The 23,146-nt window shown below is 32.1% G+C and carries 18 protein-coding genes; 6 read left to right on the forward strand and 12 right to left on the reverse strand.

Annotated features, from left to right (window positions below):
* Positions 1 to 3 precede the first annotated feature (3 nt).
* Together LG649_RS01735 and LG649_RS01740 are read right to left on the reverse strand one after the other, a co-directional pair.
* Positions 4 to 612, reverse strand: coding sequence for a hypothetical protein (locus tag LG649_RS01735; protein ID WP_394371886.1), 609 nt, complete (start codon positions 610 to 612; stop codon positions 4 to 6).
* Between the two features lie 78 nt (positions 613 to 690).
* The gene (locus LG649_RS01740) at positions 691 to 1,194 is read right to left on the reverse strand and encodes an outer membrane protein (RefSeq protein ID WP_226540272.1); all 504 of its coding nucleotides are present in this window, start codon (positions 1,192 to 1,194) and stop codon (positions 691 to 693) included.
* A gap of 137 nt (positions 1,195 to 1,331) precedes the next feature.
* Here LG649_RS01740 and LG649_RS01745 point away from each other — a divergent pair, with 137 nt between their 5' ends.
* Positions 1,332 to 4,244, forward strand: coding sequence for an FAD-binding and (Fe-S)-binding domain-containing protein (locus LG649_RS01745; protein WP_226540274.1), 2,913 nt, complete (start codon positions 1,332 to 1,334; stop codon positions 4,242 to 4,244).
* On the opposite strand, the gene LG649_RS01750 is transcribed toward LG649_RS01745, so the two are convergent.
* Entirely contained in the window at positions 4,233 to 5,117 is an 885-nt protein-coding gene (locus LG649_RS01750) for a UDP-2,3-diacylglucosamine diphosphatase (protein ID WP_226540276.1), read from the reverse strand. The genes LG649_RS01745 and LG649_RS01750 overlap by 12 nt on opposite strands.
* A gap of 187 nt (positions 5,118 to 5,304) precedes the next feature.
* On the opposite strand from LG649_RS01750, the gene aroC reads away from it, so the two are divergent.
* The 3 genes from aroC (at position 5,305) to LG649_RS01765 (ending at position 8,718) form a co-directional block, all read left to right on the forward strand.
* Positions 5,305 to 6,366, forward strand: coding sequence for a chorismate synthase (gene aroC / locus LG649_RS01755; protein WP_226540277.1), 1,062 nt, complete (start codon positions 5,305 to 5,307; stop codon positions 6,364 to 6,366).
* A gap of 214 nt (positions 6,367 to 6,580) precedes the next feature.
* The gene (locus tag LG649_RS01760) at positions 6,581 to 7,906 is read left to right on the forward strand and encodes a dicarboxylate/amino acid:cation symporter (RefSeq protein ID WP_226540279.1); all 1,326 of its coding nucleotides are present in this window, start codon (positions 6,581 to 6,583) and stop codon (positions 7,904 to 7,906) included.
* Positions 7,907 to 7,911: 5 nt separating this feature from the next.
* A complete protein-coding gene (locus tag LG649_RS01765; protein ID WP_226540280.1) occupies positions 7,912 to 8,718 on the forward strand; it encodes a sulfurtransferase in 807 nt (268 codons plus the stop codon).
* Between the two features lie 2 nt (positions 8,719 to 8,720).
* Here the strand turns inward: LG649_RS01765 and LG649_RS01770 are convergent, their stop codons facing one another.
* The 7 genes from LG649_RS01770 to recG all read right to left on the reverse strand — a co-directional run bounded on the left by LG649_RS01770 (position 8,721) and on the right by recG (position 18,085).
* A complete protein-coding gene (locus LG649_RS01770; protein WP_226540281.1) occupies positions 8,721 to 10,181 on the reverse strand; it encodes a potassium/proton antiporter in 1,461 nt (486 codons plus the stop codon).
* A gap of 146 nt (positions 10,182 to 10,327) precedes the next feature.
* Positions 10,328 to 10,942 (reverse strand): porin family protein, encoded by a 615-nt coding sequence (locus LG649_RS01775; protein ID WP_226540282.1) that lies wholly within the window; start codon positions 10,940 to 10,942, stop codon positions 10,328 to 10,330.
* Between the two features lie 783 nt (positions 10,943 to 11,725).
* Complete coding sequence (locus tag LG649_RS01785) at positions 11,726 to 12,037, reverse strand: hypothetical protein (RefSeq protein WP_226540283.1); 312 nt, start codon at positions 12,035 to 12,037, stop codon at positions 11,726 to 11,728.
* A gap of 67 nt (positions 12,038 to 12,104) precedes the next feature.
* Positions 12,105 to 12,521: a thiol-disulfide oxidoreductase DCC family protein gene (locus LG649_RS01790; RefSeq protein WP_226540284.1), complete on the reverse strand. Its 417-nt coding sequence runs from the start codon at positions 12,519 to 12,521 to the stop codon at positions 12,105 to 12,107.
* An 89-nt stretch (positions 12,522 to 12,610) separates the two neighbouring features.
* Positions 12,611 to 13,510: a polysaccharide lyase family 7 protein gene (locus LG649_RS01795; protein WP_226540285.1), complete on the reverse strand. Its 900-nt coding sequence runs from the start codon at positions 13,508 to 13,510 to the stop codon at positions 12,611 to 12,613.
* Positions 13,511 to 13,531: 21 nt separating this feature from the next.
* Positions 13,532 to 15,700 carry an endonuclease MutS2 gene (locus tag LG649_RS01800; protein WP_226540286.1) on the reverse strand — a complete coding sequence of 723 codons (2,169 nt, stop codon included), beginning with the start codon at positions 15,698 to 15,700 and terminating at the stop codon, positions 13,532 to 13,534.
* 228 nt (positions 15,701 to 15,928) lie between these two features.
* Positions 15,929 to 18,085: an ATP-dependent DNA helicase RecG gene (recG, locus tag LG649_RS01805; protein ID WP_226540288.1), complete on the reverse strand. Its 2,157-nt coding sequence runs from the start codon at positions 18,083 to 18,085 to the stop codon at positions 15,929 to 15,931.
* Between the two features lie 72 nt (positions 18,086 to 18,157).
* Between recG and LG649_RS01810 the strand changes: the two genes are divergently transcribed.
* Positions 18,158 to 20,131 (forward strand): M1 family metallopeptidase, encoded by a 1,974-nt coding sequence (locus LG649_RS01810; protein ID WP_226540298.1) that lies wholly within the window; start codon positions 18,158 to 18,160, stop codon positions 20,129 to 20,131.
* A complete protein-coding gene (locus LG649_RS01815) occupies positions 20,132 to 21,040 on the forward strand; it encodes a patatin-like phospholipase family protein (protein ID WP_226540300.1) in 909 nt (302 codons plus the stop codon). It abuts the gene before it with no gap.
* Here the strand turns inward: LG649_RS01815 and LG649_RS01820 are convergent, their stop codons facing one another.
* Together LG649_RS01820 and LG649_RS01825 are read right to left on the reverse strand one after the other, a co-directional pair.
* Positions 21,041 to 21,559, reverse strand: coding sequence for a DUF7935 family protein (locus tag LG649_RS01820; RefSeq protein WP_226540302.1), 519 nt, complete (start codon positions 21,557 to 21,559; stop codon positions 21,041 to 21,043).
* 4 nt (positions 21,560 to 21,563) lie between these two features.
* The gene (locus tag LG649_RS01825; RefSeq protein WP_226540304.1) at positions 21,564 to 23,132 is read right to left on the reverse strand and encodes an FMN-binding glutamate synthase family protein; all 1,569 of its coding nucleotides are present in this window, start codon (positions 23,130 to 23,132) and stop codon (positions 21,564 to 21,566) included.
* Positions 23,133 to 23,146: the final 14 nt, after the last annotated feature.

Consider the following 23,146-nt stretch of genomic DNA (forward strand, 5'->3'; position numbering starts at 1 on the left):
TGTTTAGTTAGTTTCTACAATTTCCATAATTTCTTCTGGAGACAAATAATATTTTTTTATCCTGTTTTTATAAGCTGTTGTTATATCTGCATTATTTAAAATAAAGTTTTTGGTTTTAATAATGTATTTGGCCATTCCGTGTTTTACGGCATAAGTATCGGCAGCTCGTTCAGCTTCAACGATATGATTGTCTGAAAATAGATATTTAACACCAAAACCAATTAAATTTAAAGTACTTCGGTTTTGGTAATCTTTTATATGCCCGAGTTCATGCCCAATCCAACCTATTAAAATATCAGACGGAATGTTTTTGGTTAAAAATTTCTTATCAGATATTTTAAAGGTTTCACTAATTAAAATTACATACTCACGATGTTCTTTTGTTTTAAAAAAACTACTTAGCCTAGGCTGTGCTTGCATTGTAGATTTTTTAATATTTTTTTTAAACTTAAATTCTATATGTGTATCTTCTAATTCGGGGTAATATTGCAATGCAGTTTCTACTTCTTCTTTTATACTTACAGGTATAATTTTATCTTTCAACATATGTTGTTTGTTTATCGCATACACTAATGTAATTATAGTTAGTGCAACAATGGTTAAATATTTCATTTTCATATATATTAAGATAAGAATAAAATAGAAAAGCACCCAATTTTGGGTGCTTTTTAAGTTTTATTTAGCGTTTATTTAAAATTGGTATCTCACGCCAAGTGCTATATCAAAATCTAAATCATTGTTGTCATAAAAATCATCACCAAAACCTATTTCTGGTCTAAAATCTAATGAAAGTAGTAACGGGAAATCAAAGGCATATTCAATACCAATGTTTCCAGCAGCAAAAATAAATGTTTCACCATCATCTTCATCAAGGTCGTTAAAATAGCGAGCATCATAATCGTAAGCAGCTAAACCACCACCAACACCGGCATACCAGTTAAAATCACCTTCTATAGGCCAAACCCATTGGTATAAACCTGTAAGTTTAAAACCATCGTAATCTCTTGCGCTTCTCCATCCTAAATCTAATTCAAGTCTATTATTATCAGACAAAGCACGTTGGTACGATACTTCTGGGCCTAAACCATCACTTCCTCCAAGGCGTAAACCAATAGCGTTTTCAGCAATGTTTTGAGCATTTATTGTAGTGGTAAAACCTAAAATGGTTAATGATAATAAAAATAATTTTTTCATAAAGTTGTTTTTTTTGTTTAATGTAATTTACGAATTGTTAATCAAAATAGATGTTAAGTAAATTTTAAAATTTGGTTTTGCAATAATAACGCTAAAAATGTATTTATATTTATCCTCTAAGAAGTTTAAATTACAACATGTCTTTAAAACAATTAAAATCAAATTTATCCGGAGAATTGTACTTCGATAATTTATTAAAAGCTATATATGCTACCGATGCTTCTGTATATAGAATTCTGCCAGAAGCTGTAGCTTACCCTAAAGATATTCAAGATATTAAATGGCTTATTGCATATGCTAAACAGAATAGAACATCTTTAATTCCGCGTACTGCAGGAACATCTTTAGCTGGACAATGTGTAGGTGATGGTATTGTTGTAGATGTATCTAAACACTTCACAAAAATTATAAATTTTAATGAAAAAGAAAAAACAATAACTGTACAACCAGGTGTGGTTAGAGATGCTTTAAATAATTATTTGAAACCTTATGGTCTCTTTTTTGGCCCCAATACATCTACCTCAAATAGATGTATGATTGGTGGAATGGTTGGTAATAATTCCTCTGGAACAACATCAATTCAATATGGTGTAACTCGCGATAAAGTTTTGGAAATGCATACTATTTTAAGCGATGGAAGTGAGGTGGTTTTTGGTGAGCTTTCTAAAAACGAATTTCAAAAAAAGCTAGAATTAAAGACATTAGAAGGCGATATATACCGCACCATTTATTCAGAATTAAATAGCGATGTTGTACAAAAGCAAATTCAAGAAAATTTTCCTAAACCAGAAATTCATAGAAGAAATACAGGTTATGCTATAGATGAGTTAATAAAATCTGAAGTGTTTAATACATCTTCACAAAAGTTTAATTTATGTAAGCTGCTTTGTGGTAGCGAAGGTACATTAGCTTTTACCACGCAAATTACATTAAAACTAGATGTGTTGCCTCCAGAAAAAAGCATTATGGTAGCAGCACATTTTAATAGCATAGAAAACTGTTTAAACAGTGTTGCTATGACCATGAAGCATAATTTGTACACTTGTGAAATGATGGATAAAACCATTTTAGATTGTACAAAGCATAACAAAACCCAACAAGAAAACCGATATTTTATTGAAGGTGATCCTAAAGCCATTTTAATGTGTGAGCTGAGGTCTCATAGCTTAGACGATGTAAATAAACAAGCCGAAAAATTAATTGCAGATATAGAGGAGACTGGTTTAAGTTATGCGTACCCAACACTTGTTGGGCCTAATATAAACAAAGCTAATAATTTAAGAAGTGCAGGTTTAGGTTTGTTAGGGAATATTATTGGTGATAAAAAATCTGCGGCATGTATAGAGGATACGGCTGTATCTGTAGCAGATTTAGCTAGTTATATATCAGATTTTACAAAATTAATGGATGGCTACAATCAGGAAGCAATTTATTATGCCCATGCCGGAGCAGGAGAGCTACATTTACGACCAGTATTAAATTTAAAAAAAGCAGAAGATGTAATGCTTTTTAAAAAAATAACTACAGATGTAGCCCATTTAGTGAAAAAATACAACGGTTCAATGAGTGGTGAACACGGCGATGGTATTGTAAGGTCGGGGTTTATTAAATTAATGATTGGTGAATCCAATTACAACATTTTAAAACATATTAAACAAGTTTTTGATGCCGATAATATTTTTAATCCAGGTAAAATTATTGATGCTTTACCTATGGACAAAAATTTGCGTTACGTTGCAAATAGAGCAGAACCGGAAATTGAAACTTTTCTAGATTTCTCTAAATCGCAAGGGATTTTACGAGAAACCGAAAAATGCAATGGTTCTGGCGATTGCCGTAAAGCACCAGAATTTGGTGGTGTTATGTGCCCAAGCTATAGGGCAACGCGTAACGAAAAAGATACTACAAGAGCAAGAGCCAATGCCTTACGTGAGTTTTTAACCAATTCGAGTAAAGCTAATAGATTTGATAACCCAGAATTAAAAGACGTTTTTAATTTATGTTTAAGTTGTAAAGCTTGTGCTAGCGAATGCCCAAGTAGTGTAGATGTAGCTAGTTTAAAAGCGGAGTTTCAATACCAATATCAAAAAGCAAATGGCGTTAGCTTGCACACAAAGTTGTTTGCATACAACAATAAGTTAAATACTTATGCGAGCATATTTCCAAGGGTTTCAAATGCTATGTTTTCAAATAAATTCACATCATCAATTATAAAGAAGGCAAGTGGTGTGGAGGCAAAACGAAGTTTACCTTTAATTTCTAATATTACCTTAAAAAATTATTATAAAACATTTAATAAAAATTCTGAAGTAAAAAAATATATAAAAACGGTGTATTTGTTTAATGATGAATTTACAAATTTTTTAGACTCAGAAATTGGTCAAGATGCACTACAACTATTATCTGCTTTAAACTATAAAGTTGAAATTTTAAATAATTTTGAATCGGGTAGAGCATTCATTTCAAAAGGTTTATTAAAACAAGCTAAAAGTGTTGCCAACAAAAATATAGCCTTATTTAAAGATAAAATTACTACAGATACACCTTTAATAGGTATTGAGCCATCAGCAATATTTACTTTTAAAGATGAATATTTAAAATTAGCAGATTATTACGCTTCCGCGGAAGCGATTGCCCAAAACACGTTTTTAATTGAAGAATTTCTGCAGCAAGAAATTCTATTAGGGCATATAAAAGCAGAACAGTTTACAAATGAAGCAAAAGTTGTAAAATTCCATGGACATTGCCATCAAAAAGCAATAGCCAATCAATTATCTAGTTTTGCAGTATTAAATTTACCAACAAATTATAAAGTTACCATTATACCAAGTGGATGCTGTGGTATGGCTGGAAGTTTTGGTTACGAAAAAGAGCATTACAACGTAAGTATGCAAATAGGCAGTCAAACTTTGTTTCCGGCAGTTAAAAATGCATCAGATGAGGTTATAATTTCAGCAAACGGTACAAGTTGTAGGCATCAAATAAAAGATGGAACAAAAAAAATAGCAAAGCATCCTGTAACTATTTTAAAGGAAGCCTTAATTATCTAATTTTTTCTTCTTCTTTTTCTTTTTGTCTTTTTTCTTCTTTTTTTCTTGTTCAACAATGGTAATAGCTGCAATTAAATCTTGCATTTCCATATTATCCATTTCGTTTTCAACAACAAAAGGAGCTAATTTATCTTTGTTAAAATTGTAAATTTTCCAACGTTTAAATTGGTATTCTAAAGCCGTAAAATTCTCTACCCAATCTCCAGAGTTTAGGTAAGTGGTTTGCCCGTTTTTATTTTCAATCAACTCAAGTTTAGGTTGATGTATGTGCCCGCAAATCACATAATCATAGCCATTTTCAATAGCAATTTCAGCAGTTACCTTTTCAAAATCGTTAATATATTTAATAGCGCCTTTTACACCATTTTTAACTTTTTTACTTAAAGAATAACGTTCTTTTCCTCGTTTTTCTAAATACCAATTTACGCCGCGATTTAATAATGTAAGCAAATCGTAACCCCAACCACCTAGTTTAGCAAGCCATTTAGCATTTTGTATAGAAACATCAAAAACATCACCATGAAAAAACCACGCTTTCTTACCATCTAAATTTAAAACTAATTTATCCACAATAGAAATTTTGCCAATAGTGGTTCCGCTAAATTTACGTAGCATTTCGTCGTGGTTACCGGTTATATAAACAATGTCTACGCCTTCAGAAGCAAAATCCATTATCTTTTTTATAACCTTTAAATGCGATTTAGGGAAGTAACGTTTACTAAATTGCCAAATATCAATAATATCGCCATTTAAAATAAGTTTTTTAGGTTCAATACTATTAAGGTAGGTTAATAAATGTTTGGCATGACAGCCATATGTTCCTAAGTGAACATCAGATATTACGGCAATTTCTACTTTTCTTTTAATTTTCAAGGGAGTGTACGGTCTTGGTTTTTACAAATAACACATTCTTATATTATTAAACCATTACGTAATAATTATTTGTATATCAGTTTATTGTTAATTTAGTGTTACTTAATTGATTAAATTCGTGTATGTAAAGCCCAAATTTATTTCAGTATTTCTAAGAATAGAATTACCTTAGCAGCAAAATTGTATTATGGCTGGAAATTCTTTCGGAAAACTTTTTAACCTAACAACTTACGGTGAATCTCATGGTGCTGCTCTTGGTGGTGTAATAGATGGTTGCCCATCTGGAATTGAATTAGATTTTGATTTTATACAAAACGAATTAAACCGTAGAAAACCAGGACAATCTGCAATTGTAACACAGCGTAAAGAACCCGATACAGTTAAATTTCATTCAGGTATTTTTGAAGGAAAAACAACCGGAACACCAATTGGTTTTGTTATAGAAAATACCAACCAAAAATCACACGATTATTCCCATATAAAAGATAGCTACAGGCCAAGTCATGCTGATTATACATACGATAAAAAATATGGTTTTAGAGATTATCGTGGTGGTGGTCGTAGTTCTGCACGAGAAACAGCTTGTAGAGTAGTGGCAGGAGCCATAGCAAAACAACTATTAAAAAACATTGAAATAAAAGCTTATGTTTCTGGTGTCGGCCCTATTAAATTAAACAAACCACATACCGATATTAATTTAAATAACATAGAGTCTAACATTGTGCGTTGTCCAGACACAGAAATGGCAACAAAAATGGAGGCATTTATAAAAGAAGTACGCGGTAAAGGCGATACTGTTGGCGGTATAGTAACCTGTGTAATTAAAAATGTACCAGTTGGTTTAGGCGAACCGGTTTTCGATAAATTACACGCCGAGTTAGGTAAAGCCATGCTATCAATAAACGCCGTTAAAGGTTTCGAATACGGAAGTGGTTTTCATGGAAGCACTATGTTTGGTAGCGACCACAACGATGCATTTAATACAGATGGCACAACAAAAACAAACTTTTCAGGCGGAATACAAGGAGGTATAAGCAATGGTATGGATATTTATTTTAATGTAGCATTTAAACCAGTTGCAACTTTAATTCAAGAATACGAAACCATAGATAAAGAAGGTAAAGTTGTACAAATGCACGGTAAAGGACGTCACGATCCATGTGTAGTACCACGCGCCGTACCAATAGTTGAAGCTATGGCAGCCCTAGTTTTAGCAGATTTTTATTTAATTAATAAAATGCATAATTAGTAGCTTTTTCCCGCTTTCAACTATATCTTTTTAAAACACCATATACAAACAGGATAATTTTTATTAATTGTCCTGTTTTTGTTTAAATAATAAAAGGTTACAAATCAAAGTTTTAAAAAGGATGCCGTTTCAATCGGGGCTAAAATGTTTGCGAATTCTTCAACAAAAGCCTAAAAATACTTATCTTGTTTGCGAATAACTCATAACTAACTACATGAAGAAACTCGCGTTACACTGGAAAATTATTATTGGAATGGTTTTAGGAATCATTTTCGGATTTATCATGAACTCAATTAGTGGTGGAAAAGAATTTGTAACCAACTGGATTTCTCCTTTCGGAACCATATTTATTAATCTATTAAAATTAATAGCTGTTCCGTTAATTCTAGCCTCATTAATAAAAGGTATAGCCGATTTAAAAGACATATCTAAAATACGAAACATGGGACTTCGTACTTTAGGAATTTATATGGCAACCACAGTTGTAGCAGTATTATTAGGTTTAGCAATAGTAAATGTTGTAAAACCAGGAAATGGAATGCCCCAGGAAACAATTGAGAAAATAAAGCTAAAATATGCTAACGATGCAGGCGTAACCGATAAAATTAGTAAAGCCGCAGTACAAAAAGATGCAGGACCACTGCAAGCATTAGTCGATATTTTTCCAAGTAATATTTTTAAAGCATTTGCAGATGCATCTATGCTTCAAGTAATATTCTTTTCTTTATTTGTAGGTATTTGTTTACTGCTAATTGGTGAGAAAAAAGCAAAGCCATTAGTTAAGTTTTTCGATTCGCTAAACGAAGTCGTCATGAAAATGGTCGATTTAATTATGCTTTTTGCTCCTTACGCCGTTTTTGCACTTTTGGCTAATGTAATTATTGCTTTTGATGATGTTGAAATTTTAGTAAAACTGTTGTACTATGCAGGCTGTGTTTTACTTGGGTTATTTTTAATGATTTGTTTCTATTTAGTTTTAGTGGCTGTTTTTGCGAAAAAATCACCAATTTGGTTCTTAAAACAAATAAGTCCCGCACAACTTTTAGCATTTTCAACCAGTAGTTCTGCAGCCACTTTACCAGTTACAATGGAACGTGTAGAGGAGCATTTAGGTGTAGATAAAGAAGTGTCAGGGTTTGTTTTACCAATTGGTTCTACTGTAAATATGGATGGCACAAGTTTATACCAAGGCATTGCAGCTGTTTTTATCATGCAAGTTTTATGGGTAGAAGGCTTAACATTACCAAACCAAATCATGATTATTGGAACAGCCGTTTTAGCATCTATTGGAAGTGCTGCTGTACCAAGTGCAGGTATTGTAATGCTCGTAATTGTTTTAGAAACTATAGGATTTCCAGCAGAATTTTTACCAATTGGTATCGCTTTAATTTTTGCTGTAGACAGACCTTTAGATATGTGCAGAACCATAGTTAATGTTACTGGCGATGCTACAGTGTCTTTATTAGTAGCTAAATCATTAGGAAAAATACATGAGCCAAAACCAAAAGAATGGGATGATCATTACGATGAAGTAAAATAAATACTATGGAATTAAATTATCCTGTAGTTTCAGTTAATTGGTTAAATGATAATTTAAATGATACGGATATTGTTGTATTAGATGGTACAATAGCTAAAATCCCTAATCCAGATTTACCACAAATTACTTCTGCAAGGTTTTTCGATATCAAACAAAAGTTTAGCGATACTACAAATGAATTTCCTAGTGCATTTCCTTCAGAAACCAAATTTCAAGAAGAAGCTAGAAATTTGGGAATAAATATTAGCAGTGCCATTGTAGTTTATGATGATAAAGGCATTTATTCGTCGGCTAGAGTTTGGTATTTGTTTAAAGCTTTTGGCTTTAATAATGTTGCTATTTTAAATGGCGGATTACCAGAATGGTTAAAGTCAAAATACCCCATAGAACCATCAAAACTTTACTCTGGAAAAATTGGTGATTTCGATGCTAAACTTCAACCCGGTTTTATGCAATTTTTTAATGACGTTAAAACCGCTTCAGAAAATAAAACTCATAACATTATTGATGCGCGTTCGGTAGGGCGATTTAATTGCGAAGTGCCAGAACCTCGTGAAGGTTTACGGTCTGGAACCATCCCGAATTCGATTAATTTACCTTTTACTAATTTAATAGAAAACGGACTTTTAAAGTCTAAAGAAGCTATAAAACTAGAGTTTAGCAGAGTAGCGCAACTAGAAGATTCTATAATATTTTCATGCGGGTCCGGAATTACGGCTTGTGTTTTAGCTCTAGGAGCAGAAATTGCAGGTTATAAAAACGTTTCGGTTTATGATGGCTCTTGGAAAGAGTGGGGCAGTTTGGTTGAGTAATTTTATATTTGAAGTGTTTTGTTTACCTCTTCAAAAACTTCTAATTTATCAGCAAGCACAATTAAGGTATCATCTGCTTGAATTTCTGTAGTTCCGTTTGGCGTTATGTAACTATCATTTCTAATTATCATTGCTATTATAGCATTTCTAGGAAAACCAAGCTCTACAATTTTTTTGTTTACAGCAAAACAATTTGCAGTAACGGTAATTTCTTTCATTTGTGCTTTAGGGTTTTCAGTTAAAAGTAAATCGTTAGCTGTTAATTTTTTTACTTTTTCAGGCAAGGCAACATGTAACCATTTTGCAACAATAGAAAGGGTAGTGCCTTGTATTAAAACAGAACTTACCGAAATAAAGAAAACAATATTAAAAATCATGTTGGCTTTATCTATTCCAGCAAGTAAAGGATAAGTGGCAAATACAATAGGTACAGCACCTCGTAAACCAACCCACGAAATATAAAAGCGCCTGCGTAATTTCATTTTAAAAAATATTAAACTTAAAAAAACACCTACAGGTCGCGCTACAATTATTAAAAATATTGAGATAAGTAAACCAACACCCATGTATGGAATAATTTGTTTAGGGAAAACAAGTAAACCTAGAGTTAAGAATAATACAATTTGCATTAGCCACGCTAAACCATCGTACATTTTTAAAATGGTTTTTTTATGAATTAAATCTTGGTTTCCCAAAAATACAGCACAAATATAAATGGCAAGAAAACCATTGCCCCCAACAAAATCTGTTGCTGAAAATGTTATAAACATTAAAGCTATAACTAAAACAGGGTAGAGCCCTTCAAAATCTAGCTTTATCTTGTTAATTATATATTTACTTAATTTACCAAAACCAAAACCTGCTAAACCACCTACAAGCATTTGTTGAAAAAACATTGGGATAATAGACACTAAACTTTGGTCTTGGTTTACCACTAATGTTAAAAATGCTAAGGTTAAAACGTAAGCCATAGGGTCGTTACTTCCGCTTTCTAGCTCTAAAGTAGGTCGTAAATTAGTTTTTAAGGCAAGGTTTTTAGATCTTAAAATTGAAAATACCGCAGCGGCATCTGTAGAAGAAACAATAGAACCTAAAAGCATACTTTCATAAATGGTAAAATCTGTAATAAAATACACAAAAGTACCAAGGGAAATAGCTGTTAGTAATACACCAACAGTAGATAGCACTATACCTTCTTTTAAGATAGGTTTTACACCCGCCCAATTGGTATCTAATCCACCAGAAAATAAAATAAAATTAAGTGAAATAATTCCAATAAATTGAGCCATTTGTGGATTATCGAAATTTATGCCCCCAATGCCATCTGACCCTGCGAGCATACCAATGGCTAAAAACAACAATAGTGTAGGAACACCAAATTTATATGATGTTTTACCTGCCATTAAGCTAATAAATAGCAATAAAGAACCTACTAAAAGTATATTTTCTATGGTTAAATTCATAAATTTAAAAATAAACTATTAAAAGGTAAAGTTACATTATCAAATTACTTATGTTGTTATGAATTAGCAAATTTTAAATATTAGTTTAAATAAAAAGTCTCAAAACATAAGTTTTGAGACTTTACTTTATATATATTATTTAGTTTTTAGAACTTATAACCTACTGAAAATTGAATAACTCCATTTGTAATTTCAAATTCATCAGCATCATCTTGGTCATTTATGTTTGATAAACCTAAATTATAACGACCATCAATAAAAATTCCTGAAGATAATTGGTAACCTAAACCAAAATTTAAACCAAAATCAACAGATTTTAAATAATCTTTAATATCCTCATCTCCACTAAATGTTTCACCATTATAAACTTCTTCATATTCACTCTCTGCTTTTACAAGAAATCCAATTTGAGGACCTGCTTGAATGCTAAACCCTTCAGCTACATAAAATTTAGCCATTACAGGAATATTTAAATAGTTTAATTTTAATTTATCCTCATAAGAATAATCAGTACCAGATTCTTCTAATTTTGCTCCTTGTGTTGAGAATAATAATTCTGGTTGAATTGCAAATTTTTCTCCTACAGGTATTTCAGCCACAGCACCAATGTTGAAGCCTAATTTCGAGTCGTAATCTTCAATATCTCCACCAAGTGATGCAATATTTAAACCAGCTTTAGCTCCAAAACGAATAGCTTCTTCTTGAGCAGTGATTGATAAAAACGATAAAACTGCTATAGCAGTTAAAAATAAATTTTTCATAAATAAGTTGTTTTGTTGTTATTTCAGGTTCAAACATATGAAAATTCCTTATTAAAAATCGTAATAAAATATCAATCAGATAAAAAAACATAATAAGAACAGTTTGAAATTACTGATTTTATAATATTAGACAGTTCTAGATTTATTTTGAAAACACAGCAATTATTTGATTTGTAGGATTTTAATTAAATTAAAGTGTTTATTTTACATTTAGAAATTAAAAAAATGCACTTTGTCGAAAAAATAAAAACAAAGGGTTATGTGAATTATCTTTTCTTTTAGCTATTCATATATCTATACTTATACAATTTAATAGTAAAATTACATCTTGAATTTACAAGTTTGGTGTCTAGTACAATTTTTTCTTTGGTACTTAATTTGTTATAATCAATATTTATTTTAATCTATCAGGTTTTTGATTATCATTCAACTTTTTTGAGTTTGTAAGGGAGATTTAGTTTTATGAACTAGAATAAAAAAGGAAACTTACTAATAAAATGATATTGCTTGAGTAATTGTTAGTTTATAAAGAATTAATCTAAGAATTTATTTTTCAATTCAGGCGTAGGTATCATACAAGCTTCTTTTTTTCCATACCATTTGTAACGATTCTTAGCTATAAAATCGTAAACAGCGTTACGTATAAATGTAGGAATAATTAAAAAAATGCTTATTACATTTTAGGAAACTCTAAATAGTATGCAATTTTTAGAGCTGCAATACCTTTATTTGGAGTGTAAAGTAAAATGGAATCTGTTTTGTTGGTGGCTATATTAAACTTTTTTATGATTTGTTTTTCCTCGCTCGTTTTTTAGCTAGTTTTTTTTCTTTAATATATGCAGTATTTGTTTCTTCGTTTATCCAACCTGTTATTTCAATTTTATAACCCAAGTTATTTAATTTGTACTGTAAAGCGGTTACTTTTTCTTTGCTAAGTTTGGTTAAATCGCAATCAACTTTTAACCATTTTTGCGTTTTATTTACGTTGTAGCAATAGCATTCACCTTCTTTTGGCTTTGGGGGTAAATTATTACTTTGAGCACTTAAGCTGAATGGGAGGGTTATAAATAAAAAGAGAATACCGAATGTTTTCATCGTAATTTTTAATGCATTGAAAATGAAAATTAAGGAATTATTCTTACATAGCGTAGTGCTATAAAAATTATTCTAGAAACTTTTCCTTTAATTCAGGCGTAGGTATCATACAAGCTTCTTTTTTTCCATACCATTTGTAACGATTCTTAGCTATAAAATCGTAAACAGCGTTACGTATAAATGTAGGAATAATTAAAAAAATGCTTATTACATTTTGAGGAAAGCCTAAATAGTATGCAATTTTTAAAGCTGCTGTACTTTTATACTCTATACTCTTATTTGGAGTGTAAAGTAAAATGGAATCTGTTTTTTTGGTGTCTATGTTAAACTTTTTTATGATTTGTTTTCCAATATCACTTTGTAAGGCAGTAAATAAAAACATATTTTTTTTATCATGCTTAATAACGTATTGCACAGAACTATCGCAAAGGTTACAAACACCATCAAAAAGTATTAATTTTTTATTTTCTGGAATTTTAATCATTTATTTTATGATGGTAATTCAGCTTAATAAAGTATCTGATTAGTTTTAATTGTATATGGTTTTTAGTTGCTTTATTTTGTAACTAGGTTTTAATTATGCTCGGTAACTACTTTGTAAAGCGTAACTTGTGATGCTTTTTTATAATCGTCGTGCCAACCAAAATAATTTCCTGTTTTAAAATAATTTTCGTGTACATAGCCATTTGAAACATAGTCGTAAACAAAAGTGTAATCAATATCAATGCTTTTTGCTTCGCAAACTAAGGCATAATAAAACTTACCATTTTCAATTTTAATTTTAAAAGTAAAAATATCATTTCCAACATTGGCAACATCAATTTTATCGTCGAAAGCACTTGTCCATGCCTCGCCAGCGTCGGGTTTTGTGTAATAGTCAAGCTGAATTGTTCCGCTGTTCCATCTAATTTTTACTGTGGCCGGATTTCCTGAAATACCTGTAGATTCCTTTCCGTGTATTTGGGCGATAATGGTTCTTCCGTTTCCTTCTACGAAATCGATCTTCATAGTGGTTTCTAAAATATGAGTTCCGGTTGTCATAGACCAATTATCGGTAGTAGTTTGGTTTCCTTGCCAATATTCACGAAGTTCTGTCCTGCAATATTTATCACCTAACTCAGACTCGCCAGACGTTGTATAACCTGTAAATTTGGTATACAAGGTGTAGCTGCCATCATCATTTTTATAAAAATATTCTTTTTGGGCGGTTGTTAAGTTATCGTTTTCAATAGCTTCATAAAAAATAGAAGTTGCACTACCATCGCCTCGATTTATCGGTACAGATAAATACCAGTTTTTCCAAATTATATTTTGGGCCTCATCATCATTGTTAGTTTCGTCATCATCCTCTCCAGAATCATCTATTTCTTCTTCCATTATAATGTCTTCTTCTTCAGTAATATTTTCCGAAGAACTGCAATTAAATAAAAAGCAGATTAGCAGGCTTAGTGTGTAGTTGGTAATCAATTTCATTTTATTTACAATATACTAAATTTATTTTTTAGCTTCAACTAATTCTAATTGATCGATGCTAACATTTGTGGTGAACATGCCGTAGTTTACTACAGCTTTATTTTTTTCTATTTTATCAATCGAGCCAACCGATCGGCCATCTTCTAGACGTACACGATCGCCAACTTTTAAAGTAGGTTTTGGCTTTGGTGGTTGTTTAGCCTTAAGTTCTTTTTCCTTTTTCTTTTTGGTTCGTATGACTTCAACCTTTTTTTCAACTTCTTGTTTTATTTTTTGCTCTTTAGCTTTTTCAACCTTTTTTTGCTTTGCTGTTTTACGTTTACGCTTAGAGTTTTCAATTTGAACCAGTTTAAAAAGCTCGCCCATTAACTCGCGTTTTTGTTTGTTGTTGAAATATTTTTCGGCTAAATCGTCAATTTTTTGTCCTAAGTAAATTAAACGTTGATTGCTATCGTATAATTCTTGATAGCTTTCTAATTTCTTCTGAATTTTGCCGTTAATTTCTTCAAGTTTATCGGCTTCTTCACTTTTCTTTTTCTCGTTAGCTTTTAACGATTCTCCTGTTTTTTGAAGCCTCGATCGTTCTTTTTGAAGCTTAGCAATTGTAGCATCAAAGCGTACTTTGCTGCGTTCTATCTTCTTTTTAGCTCGATTAATTAAACTATACGGAATACCGTTTTTCTGGGCGACTTCAAACGTAAAACTACTTCCGGCTTGACCAATAACCAATTTAAACAAAGGCTCTAAAGTACGCTCATCGAATAACATATTAGCGTTTAACATGTGTGGTAATTCGTTGGCTAAAATTTTAAGGTTAGAGTAGTGGGTTGTTATTATGCCAAATGCTTCCCGATGGTAAAATTCCTCCAGAAAAGTTTCGGCTAAAGCGCCACCCAATTCAGGATCACTACCTGTACCAAACTCATCAATTAAAAACAATGTGTTTTTGTTGCATTTACGCAAAAAATAATTCATTTGTTTTAACCTGTAACTGTAAGTACTTAAATGGTTTTCAATGGATTGATTATCGCCAATATCACTCAAAATTCTATCAAAAATATACGCCGAACTACGCTCGTGTACCGGAATTAACATGCCACTTTGCAACATGGCTTGAAGTAAGCCTATGGTTTTTAGGGTGATACTTTTTCCTCCGGCATTTGGTCCGGAAATTACAATAATGCGGCTATCAGCTTTTAACGTTATAGTTTGCGGATAAGTAACTTCCTTTTTCTTTAAGTTATTTAAATAGAGTAGCGGATGGTAAGCATCGCGTAAAAACATACTTTTATCTCCCGAAAAATGCGGTAAAATAGCGTTTAAAGATTGGGCGTATTTCGCTTTCGCGGAAATTACGTCAAGTTCAATTAAAAAGACTTGATAATCTTTTAAAAGCGGTAAAAACGGACGAATATAATTGGTGACTTCTTTTAAAATACGAATAATTTCTTCTTTTTCTTCGTATTCTAAATTGCTTAATTCTCTGGTGTGTTGTAATGTAGTTTCTGGTTCAATATAAACAATACTTCCTGTTTTACTACTGCCCATTATGGAGCCTTTTACCTTACGACGATACATGGCTTTTACGGCTAAAACACGTCGGTTTTCAACAACAGTTTCGCGAATATCATCTAAATAATCTAAATTATTATAGGTTGTTAATGCCGAGGTAAAACTCGCATTAATTTTACCTTTTATAATGTTTATAGCTTGCCTTAACTGTTCTAAAAGTGCAGAAGCATTGTTTTTAATTTCGCCAAAACGGTCTACAATACTGTTTATTTTTTCAATAATAAGTTTTGTAACCTCAATATGAGAAGCAAAAGCGCAAAGTGTTGGATAATACTCTTCGAACTTTTTTAAGAATACAACAATTTCGTTTGCTGTGGTTGATATGGCTACAATTTTTTTTAAGCTATGTACTTCTAAATAAGTGTTTTCAATTTTTAAAAGCTTAAGCTCTTTTGTAATATCATCGAAACCATGATTTGGTATGCGGTTTTCGTTGGTAAATGATGCGACATATTCGTTGGTTAGATTTAACGAAAAAAACAGTTCTTCTTTAGTTTTATAAGGTGAAATTTCCAGCGCTTTAACATGGCCTAATTCGGTAATACAATGTTCGCTTACCTGTTGTAAAACTTTGGGGAATTCTAAATCTTGTAATGTTTTTTCGTGAATATGAATCATTCTTTTTACTAAACCGCTTTTATTGAAGTTGCAAATTTAAGCAATTACTTAACAAGTTTAAACACGTAACGTTTGCTTCATTATAACGAGTTATTTAACAGAGTGTTACTTTAGTTTAACAAAAATGTAACAAGCTCGAAGACTTTTTAGAATATTTTTACATTATAAGTTTCATCAATCATCAAACCATCAGTTACTTAGCTCAATTAATTTGATTTAATTGGGCTTTTAACTTATGTAATTCCAAATGTTTTTAAACTTAGCGAGTTGTTTATAAGTGTTTAAAATGACTTGATTTTCTGGAGCAGATAAGTTATTGTCGTTTTGTAACGTTTGTTTGGCGTAATATCTAGCACTGTTTAAAATAGCATTATCTTTTACAATATCTGCAATCCTAAGGTTTAAAACACCACTTTGTTGTGTGCCCATTAAATCTCCAGGACCGCGTAGTTTTAAATCGGCTTCGGCAATTTCAAAACCATCGTTGGTGCGTACCATAGTTTCTAAACGGGTTTTACTATCGTTGCTAAGTTTATGTCCAGTCATTAAAATACAATAACTCTGTTCTGCGCCACGACCAACACGTCCGCGTAATTGGTGTAGCTGCGACAAACCAAAACGTTCGGCGCTTTCAATTATCATAACCGAAGCATTTGGCACGTTAACACCAACTTCAATAACGGTTGTTGCCACCATAATTTGTGTCTCGCCTTTTATAAAACGTTGCATTTCGTATTCTTTATCGTCGGGTTTCATTTGCCCGTGAACAATAGAAATTTGATATTCCGGCATGGGGAAATCTCTAGAAATACTTTCGTAACCATCCATTAAATCTTTGTAATCCATTTTTTCGCTTTCTTGAATTAATGGATATACAACATACACTTGTCGGCCTTTTTTAATTTCATCTCGAATAAATCGGAAAACATTAAGCCTGTTTTTATCATAGCGATGTACGGTTTTAATTGGTTTACGCCCCGGAGGCAATTCATCGATTATTGAAATATCTAAATCACCATAAACAGACATAGCTAGTGTTCGTGGAATTGGAGTTGCGGTCATCACTAAAATGTGAGGAGGAATATAGCCCACTTCATTTTTTGCTTCTTCCTCATGGGAGGATTGAGGAGGGCTTGTTGGCCCTTTTTTCCATAATTTGCTTCGTTGTGCTACACCAAATCGATGTTGTTCATCAACAATAGCCAGCCCTAAATTTTTAAATTTCACTTTGTCTTCAAGCAAGGCATGAGTGCCAATTAATATTTGTAATTCGCCATTTTCAAGACTTTCATGAATTATTCTTCGTTTTGAAGTTTTAGTTGAACCAGTAAGTATTTCTATGTTGATATTCAGTTTTTTACAATATTCCTGCAATCCGTTATAATGTTGAACTGACAAAATTTCAGTTGGCGCCATTAAACAGGCTTGGTAATCGTTGTCAAGCGCCATGAGCATTGACATTAGCGCGACTATGGTTTTGCCAGAACCCACATCGCCTTGTAAAAGTCGGTTCATTTGGGCTTGACTACCTAAATCGGCACGAATTTCTTTTAAAACACGCTTTTGTGCATTGGTTAAATTAAAGGGTAAATACTCATTAAAAAAGGTATTAAAATAGTTGCCAACTTTTTCGAATGGCAACCCTTTAATTTTCTTTTTATGAATTAAATTTTTAATGATTAATTGTAACTGTATGTAAAATAATTCTTCAAATTTTAATCGAAATTGTGCTTTATGAAGTAGCTCGGTACTCTTAGGAAAATGAATGTTAAAAAGGGCTTCAGATTTATTAATTAACTTCAATTCATTTAAAATAGGCTGCGATAAAGTTTCAACAAAACGGCCTTTGGTTTCAATAAAAAGTTGTTGCATTATTTTGTTCACCACTTTATTGGTAATGCCTTTATTTGATAACTTTTCTGTTGAAGGATAAATAGGTTGCATAGCCGAACGAATGTTTTTTTCATGTTCTTCTTGCAACTCTAACTCTGGATGCGCCATGTTAAATTTACCGCTAAACCAATTTACTTTACCAAAAGCAACATAAGGTTTGTTGGTTTTAAGGTTGTCTCGAATCCATTTTTGGCCACGAAACCAAACCAATTCCATAACACCTGTGTCGTCTTGAAAATTAGCGACAAGTCGTTTACCACGTTTTTGAGCTACTTCTTTGAACCCTGTAATTTTTCCAATAATTTGTACATCGGCATTGGTTTGTTGCAGCTCATTAATCTTGTAATAACGTGTTCTGTCAATATATCTGTTTGGAAATAAGTTAATTAAATCTTGATAAGTGTAAATTCCCAATTCGCTTTTTAGCAAAGTAGCTCGACTAGGCCCAACGCCTTTTAAATAATCTATGGGTGTTTGAAGGTTAACAGACATAAAAGCGAATTTAAGTTATTTCGTTTAAGATTAAAAGTGCTATTTTGGTCTTATACTTGATGAAGTAATGTTATGAAAAATGTACTGTATTTTGTTTTTGGATGCTTTTGTTGGTTTGGTTTTTCGCAACAAACTGATTACGTTGATTTTAAATCTTGCAGAGCTTCAATTGCCTTTGGCAACCTTCAAAATAAAGAAGTAAAAGGAAAAGCGATTTACGAGTTGAAAATATTAAAAGACACCGATTCTATTTTTTTAGATGCTCAAAATTTTTCAGAAATTAAATATATTTTAAATGATGCTATTGAAGGCCATTTATACGATGGTAAACATCTTATTGTAAAACATAAATTCAAAGCAAAAACAAGACACAAACTAGAAATAGTTTGGGAAACTTCACCTAAAAAAGCTATGTATTTCATAGATTGTGATACTTCGACTGCGCTCAGTATGACAAATATAAGTCCACAAATTTGGACGCAAGGACAAGGTAAATACACCAGTAATTGGCTACCAAGTATTGACGATATGAACGATAAAATAGAGTTCGATTTAAATATCACCTTCTATAAATATTATCAAGTTATTGCTAATGGAAAATTAATAGGAAAAGAAGATCATCTTAACAAAACCACTTGGCATTACGACATGCGCAAACCCATGAGCAGCTATTTAGTTGCACTAGCTATTGGTAAGTACAAGAAAAAAGTTGAAATAGCGAAAAGCGGAATTCCACTAGAAATGTATTATTATCCCGAGGATTCTTCAAAAGTAGAGCCAACATACCGCTACACAAAACAAATGTTCGATTTTCTTGAAGATGAAATTGGAGTTGCTTATCCTTGGCAAAACTATAAACAAGTTCCTGTAAAAGATTTTTTGTATGCCGGTATGGAAAATACAAGCTGTACTATTTTTTCTGATGCTTTTATGGTTGATAATGTGGGTTTTGTAGATAAAAACTACGTTAATGTAAATGCACACGAACTTGCACACCAGTGGTTTGGCGATTTAGTTACCGAAACCTCGGGAACACACCATTGGTTGCAAGAAGGTTTTGCTACGTATTATTCTTTATTGGCGGAGAAAGATGTGTTTGGAGAAAACCATTATTACTGGCAACTTTGCGAATATGCGCAAGAATTATACGAGCAAGATAAAGCAGGAGCAGGAACATCTTTACTAAATCCAAAAGCGAGTAGTACTACATTTTACAAACGCGGTGCTTGGGTACTGCATGCCTTACGAGAAAAAGTAGGAGATAAGCCTTTTAAAAAAGCATTAAAAAATTATTTGAAGAAACACAAATTTGAAAATGTTGAAACCAATGATTTTGTAACTGAAGTTGAAAAATATAGCAAAACTGATTTATCGGAGTTTGTAGAAACTTGGTTAATGGCTGAAACCTTTAATTATGATGATGCTTTACTAAGCTTAAAAAAATCGACTTATATAAATGAGTACCTTATGGTAGATTGTGAGGTTTATAGCTCAAAATGTAAAGAATATTTACAATCTTGGATATCCGATGAAGCAAAAATAAAAGTGATTTATCAAATTCCAGATAAAATTACCATTGAAGATTTTAAAAACCCATTAAAAGTACGTCAAGCTATAGCACGTTTTGTAACTAAAATTCCACCTCGATTACAATCTGAATATGAAGAATTGTTAAATGATGAATCTTATCAAACCATTGAAGAAGCTTTATTTAATTTATGGACTAATTTCCCTCTAAATCGCTCTAAATATCTTGAAAAAACAGAACATATTATCGGTTTTAGTAATAAAAATATAAGACAATTATGGTTGACATTAGCTTTGGTAACGGATAATTTTAGAAATAACGAAAAGGAAAACTATCTAAAAGAATTAACAGCTTATTCAAGTAATAAATTTGATGCAGAAACTAGAATAATGGCATTTAAATATTTAAACCTAATTCAAGCTTGCGAAACTGCTTGTAAACAAAATTTAGAGGATGCAAAAAAACATCATAGCTGGCAATTATCTAAATTTGCAAAAACTTTTTTAACAAAAAACTAAATGAAAGCATTAGTAATTTCTGGTGGAGGTAGTAAAGGCGCTTATGCAGGGGGTGTAGCCGAATATTTAATAAAAGAAAAAGGTAAAAATTACGATATGTTTTTGGGCACATCAACAGGCAGTTTGTTAATTCCTCATCTGGCTGCTGGAGAAATCGATAAAATACACCATGTTTATACTAATGTTAAGCAAAGTGATATTTTTAGCGTGAACCCTTTTGTTATTCGAAAAAAAGGCGATCGACAGTTTGTTTCTATAGATTTTGTAAACTCTCTTTGGCAATTTATTAAAATGAAACGCACTTTTGGCGAAAGTAAAGCTTTAAAAAGGCATATAAAAAAGTATTTTACAGAGGCAGATTATGATTTAATTAAACGAAATAAAGAGGATGTTGTAGTTACTGTATCAAACCTTTCTAAGAATTGTGTGGAATATAAGTCTATAAACGATTATAGCTATGAAGAGTTTTGCGACTGGATTTGGATTTCATGTAATTACATACCTTTTATGTCTTTGGTTAAACGAAACGGTTTTGCTTATGCAGATGGTGGCTTAGGTTGTGTTGTACCAATACGCGAAGCCATTTTGCGCGGCGCAACAGAGGTTGATGCGATTATTTTGGATACTGAAAAGCTTGTTTACAATAAAATAATGGGTAAAAATCCATTTTCATTACTAATTAATTTATTTGGCCATTTGCTAGATCAAGTTGAACGTAGCGATATTGTAATTGGCAAACTTGCAGCCAAAAACAAAAACGTACAACTAAACCTATATTATACACCATCACGTTTAACCGAAAATGCATTAATTTTTAATAAAAAATTAATGAAAGAATGGTGGCAGCAAGGTTATGATTATGCAAAAGATAAATTTAGCAACTCAAGTTCTAATGAGCTTAGAGATTAATTACCAAATCTCAGAAATTTCATCTTTTAAAAAAGACAATGCAGTACTACTAGGCGATTTACGTTCCATCATTTCATTTAAAATAACCTCACGTAATTTATTTGCAGTATCTGTTTTCTCTTGCATACTTGCTTTTCTTATTAATTGTATAGTTGCGTTTTTTGATGTAGTTATAACATTCCAACAGCGATCGCTCATGTATATTTGCTGAGATAAGTTATGTTCAAACTCTTGTTCTATATTTTGAATTAATAGGCTTTCGTAAGCATTTTTATCGTCGCTTAATGGATTTATTCTTATCATTAATTTAGATGGAGAAATGCGTTCTAAAAAAAGCACCATACGTTCGTAAGCCTGCAAACGTGTTGGTAAAGCATTTACTTGTAAATCTTTTTTTAATAAAAATCTACGTCGTCCATCTTCGTTTTGTGTGTGTGTTTTAAAAAAATAGTAAGCAATTAAACCTGTAACAATTGTAGGTATGCAATATAGGGCTAAGTCTATTATTCGATCTGTCATTATGTTATTTGTTATTTTTTTTAATTCCGCCTAAATGTATACAATCTTTTAAATCTTGCATAGAATTAAAAGGTACTGGCACTTTATTATATTGGTAAGTTCCGCTTAATTGTTTCGATAAGTTATGGTCGTCTACATTTACCTCAATATCATCCATAGTAAACTGGCAAGGGTGTTCGTATCCTGCGGCATGCGTAATTTCAAGAAATTCTTTTTTAAAAGTTGTAAAATATTGCGCTAGCCTTTCAGATTTTAAAGGTATATCAATACCTTTTTGTAGCCATTTGCTTTGTGTTGCTACTCCAGCAGGACATCTGTTTGTATGGCAAACTTGCGCCTGTATACAACCAATACTCATCATGGCTTCTCTAGCAACATTTATACAATCTGTACCCATAGCAAATGCCATGGCAGCTTTTCCAGGAAAACCTAATTTACCACTACCAATAAATACAATGCGCTCGGTTAGGCCTCTTTCTTTAAACACTTTATATAAATCGCCAAAACCATAAACCCAAGGTAACGATACGTGGTCGGCAAAACTTGGAGGTGCAGCACCTGTACCACCTTCACCACCATCAACTGTAATAAAATCGGGTCCTTTACCTGTTTTTTTCATTAAATCGGCTAATTCCTTCCATTGGTTTAGTTTCCCAATAGCTGCTTTTATACCAACAGGTAAACCAGTTTCTTCGGCAATTAGCTCTATAAAATCAACCATTTCTTTTACATTAGAAAAAGCAGAATGATTTGGAGGCGAAAGTACATCTTGCCCCATAGGGACATGGCGTATTTCAGATATTTCTTTTGTTATTTTACTAGCAGGTAAAACACCACCTTTACCGGGTTTTGCACCTTGTGATAATTTTACTTCAATAGCTCGTATAAACGGATTTTTTTCAACTAATGTCTTTAATTTTTCTAAAGAAAAACTTCCATCATCAGCTCTAACACCAAAATAACCTGTACCAATGTGAAAAACCACATCGCCGCCATTGCTATGGTACGGAGATAAGCCGCCTTCTCCAGTGTTGTGGTATGCATCAGCTATAGCAACACCTTTGTTTAACGATTCTATGGCTTTTGCAGATAACGAACCAAAACTCATAGCAGATACATTAATTATTGAAGCTGGTCTGTAAGGTTTTTTACGTTTGTTAAACTCACCCATAACTTTTGCACAGGGTAAAAAAGACTTGTCTAAAGCATTTGGATGCTTTTTATCAATTTTAAACGGGAACATAGCGTTGTTAATAAAAATGTGCTGATGTGCGTAAATGTCGCGATCTGTACCAAAGCCCTCATAATTATTTTCTTTTTTTGCAGAAGCATAAATCCAACCACGTTCTATTCTGTTAAAAGGCAGTTCTTCTCGGTTGTTGGCAACTAAATATTGTCTAAGTTCAGGACCAATACTTTCCAACCAATACCTAAAGTGCCCTACAATGGGGAAATTATGACTAATAGTATGAGAGCGTTGAATAAAAATATCGCGAATTGCAACAATAATCAGTATTATTAAAACCCATGCCCACCAAGAAATGCTTGATAAAAAATCTAAAATAACTGTCATTTTTCTTTCTTTAA

Source organism: Neotamlana laminarinivorans (assembly GCF_020523925.1).
Lineage (GTDB): Bacteria > Bacteroidota > Bacteroidia > Flavobacteriales > Flavobacteriaceae > Neotamlana > Neotamlana laminarinivorans.

Bases quoted from the DNA above. Each gene is read 5' to 3' on its own strand.
- LG649_RS01820 (WP_226540302.1), bottom strand. From the start codon at position 21,559: ATGACAGATCGAATAATAGACTTAGCCCTATATTGCATACCTACAATT.
- aroC (WP_226540277.1), top strand. From the start codon at position 5,305: ATGGCTGGAAATTCTTTCGGAAAACTTTTTAACCTAACAACTTACGGT.
- LG649_RS01770 (WP_226540281.1), bottom strand. From the start codon at position 10,181: ATGAATTTAACCATAGAAAATATACTTTTAGTAGGTTCTTTATTGCTA.
- LG649_RS01810 (WP_226540298.1), top strand. From the start codon at position 18,158: ATGAAAAATGTACTGTATTTTGTTTTTGGATGCTTTTGTTGGTTTGGT.
- LG649_RS01800 (WP_226540286.1), bottom strand. From the start codon at position 15,700: ATGATTCATATTCACGAAAAAACATTACAAGATTTAGAATTCCCCAAA.
- LG649_RS01745 (WP_226540274.1), top strand. From the start codon at position 1,332: ATGTCTTTAAAACAATTAAAATCAAATTTATCCGGAGAATTGTACTTC.
- LG649_RS01815 (WP_226540300.1), top strand. From the start codon at position 20,132: ATGAAAGCATTAGTAATTTCTGGTGGAGGTAGTAAAGGCGCTTATGCA.
- LG649_RS01760 (WP_226540279.1), top strand. From the start codon at position 6,581: ATGAAGAAACTCGCGTTACACTGGAAAATTATTATTGGAATGGTTTTA.
- LG649_RS01735 (WP_394371886.1), bottom strand. From the start codon at position 612: ATGAAATATTTAACCATTGTTGCACTAACTATAATTACATTAGTGTAT.
- LG649_RS01790 (WP_226540284.1), bottom strand. From the start codon at position 12,521: ATGATTAAAATTCCAGAAAATAAAAAATTAATACTTTTTGATGGTGTT.
- recG (WP_226540288.1), bottom strand. From the start codon at position 18,085: ATGTCTGTTAACCTTCAAACACCCATAGATTATTTAAAAGGCGTTGGG.
- LG649_RS01795 (WP_226540285.1), bottom strand. From the start codon at position 13,510: ATGAAATTGATTACCAACTACACACTAAGCCTGCTAATCTGCTTTTTA.
- LG649_RS01765 (WP_226540280.1), top strand. From the start codon at position 7,912: ATGGAATTAAATTATCCTGTAGTTTCAGTTAATTGGTTAAATGATAAT.
- LG649_RS01740 (WP_226540272.1), bottom strand. From the start codon at position 1,194: ATGAAAAAATTATTTTTATTATCATTAACCATTTTAGGTTTTACCACT.
- LG649_RS01825 (WP_226540304.1), bottom strand. From the start codon at position 23,132: ATGACAGTTATTTTAGATTTTTTATCAAGCATTTCTTGGTGGGCATGG.
- LG649_RS01775 (WP_226540282.1), bottom strand. From the start codon at position 10,942: ATGAAAAATTTATTTTTAACTGCTATAGCAGTTTTATCGTTTTTATCA.
- LG649_RS01785 (WP_226540283.1), bottom strand. From the start codon at position 12,037: ATGAAAACATTCGGTATTCTCTTTTTATTTATAACCCTCCCATTCAGC.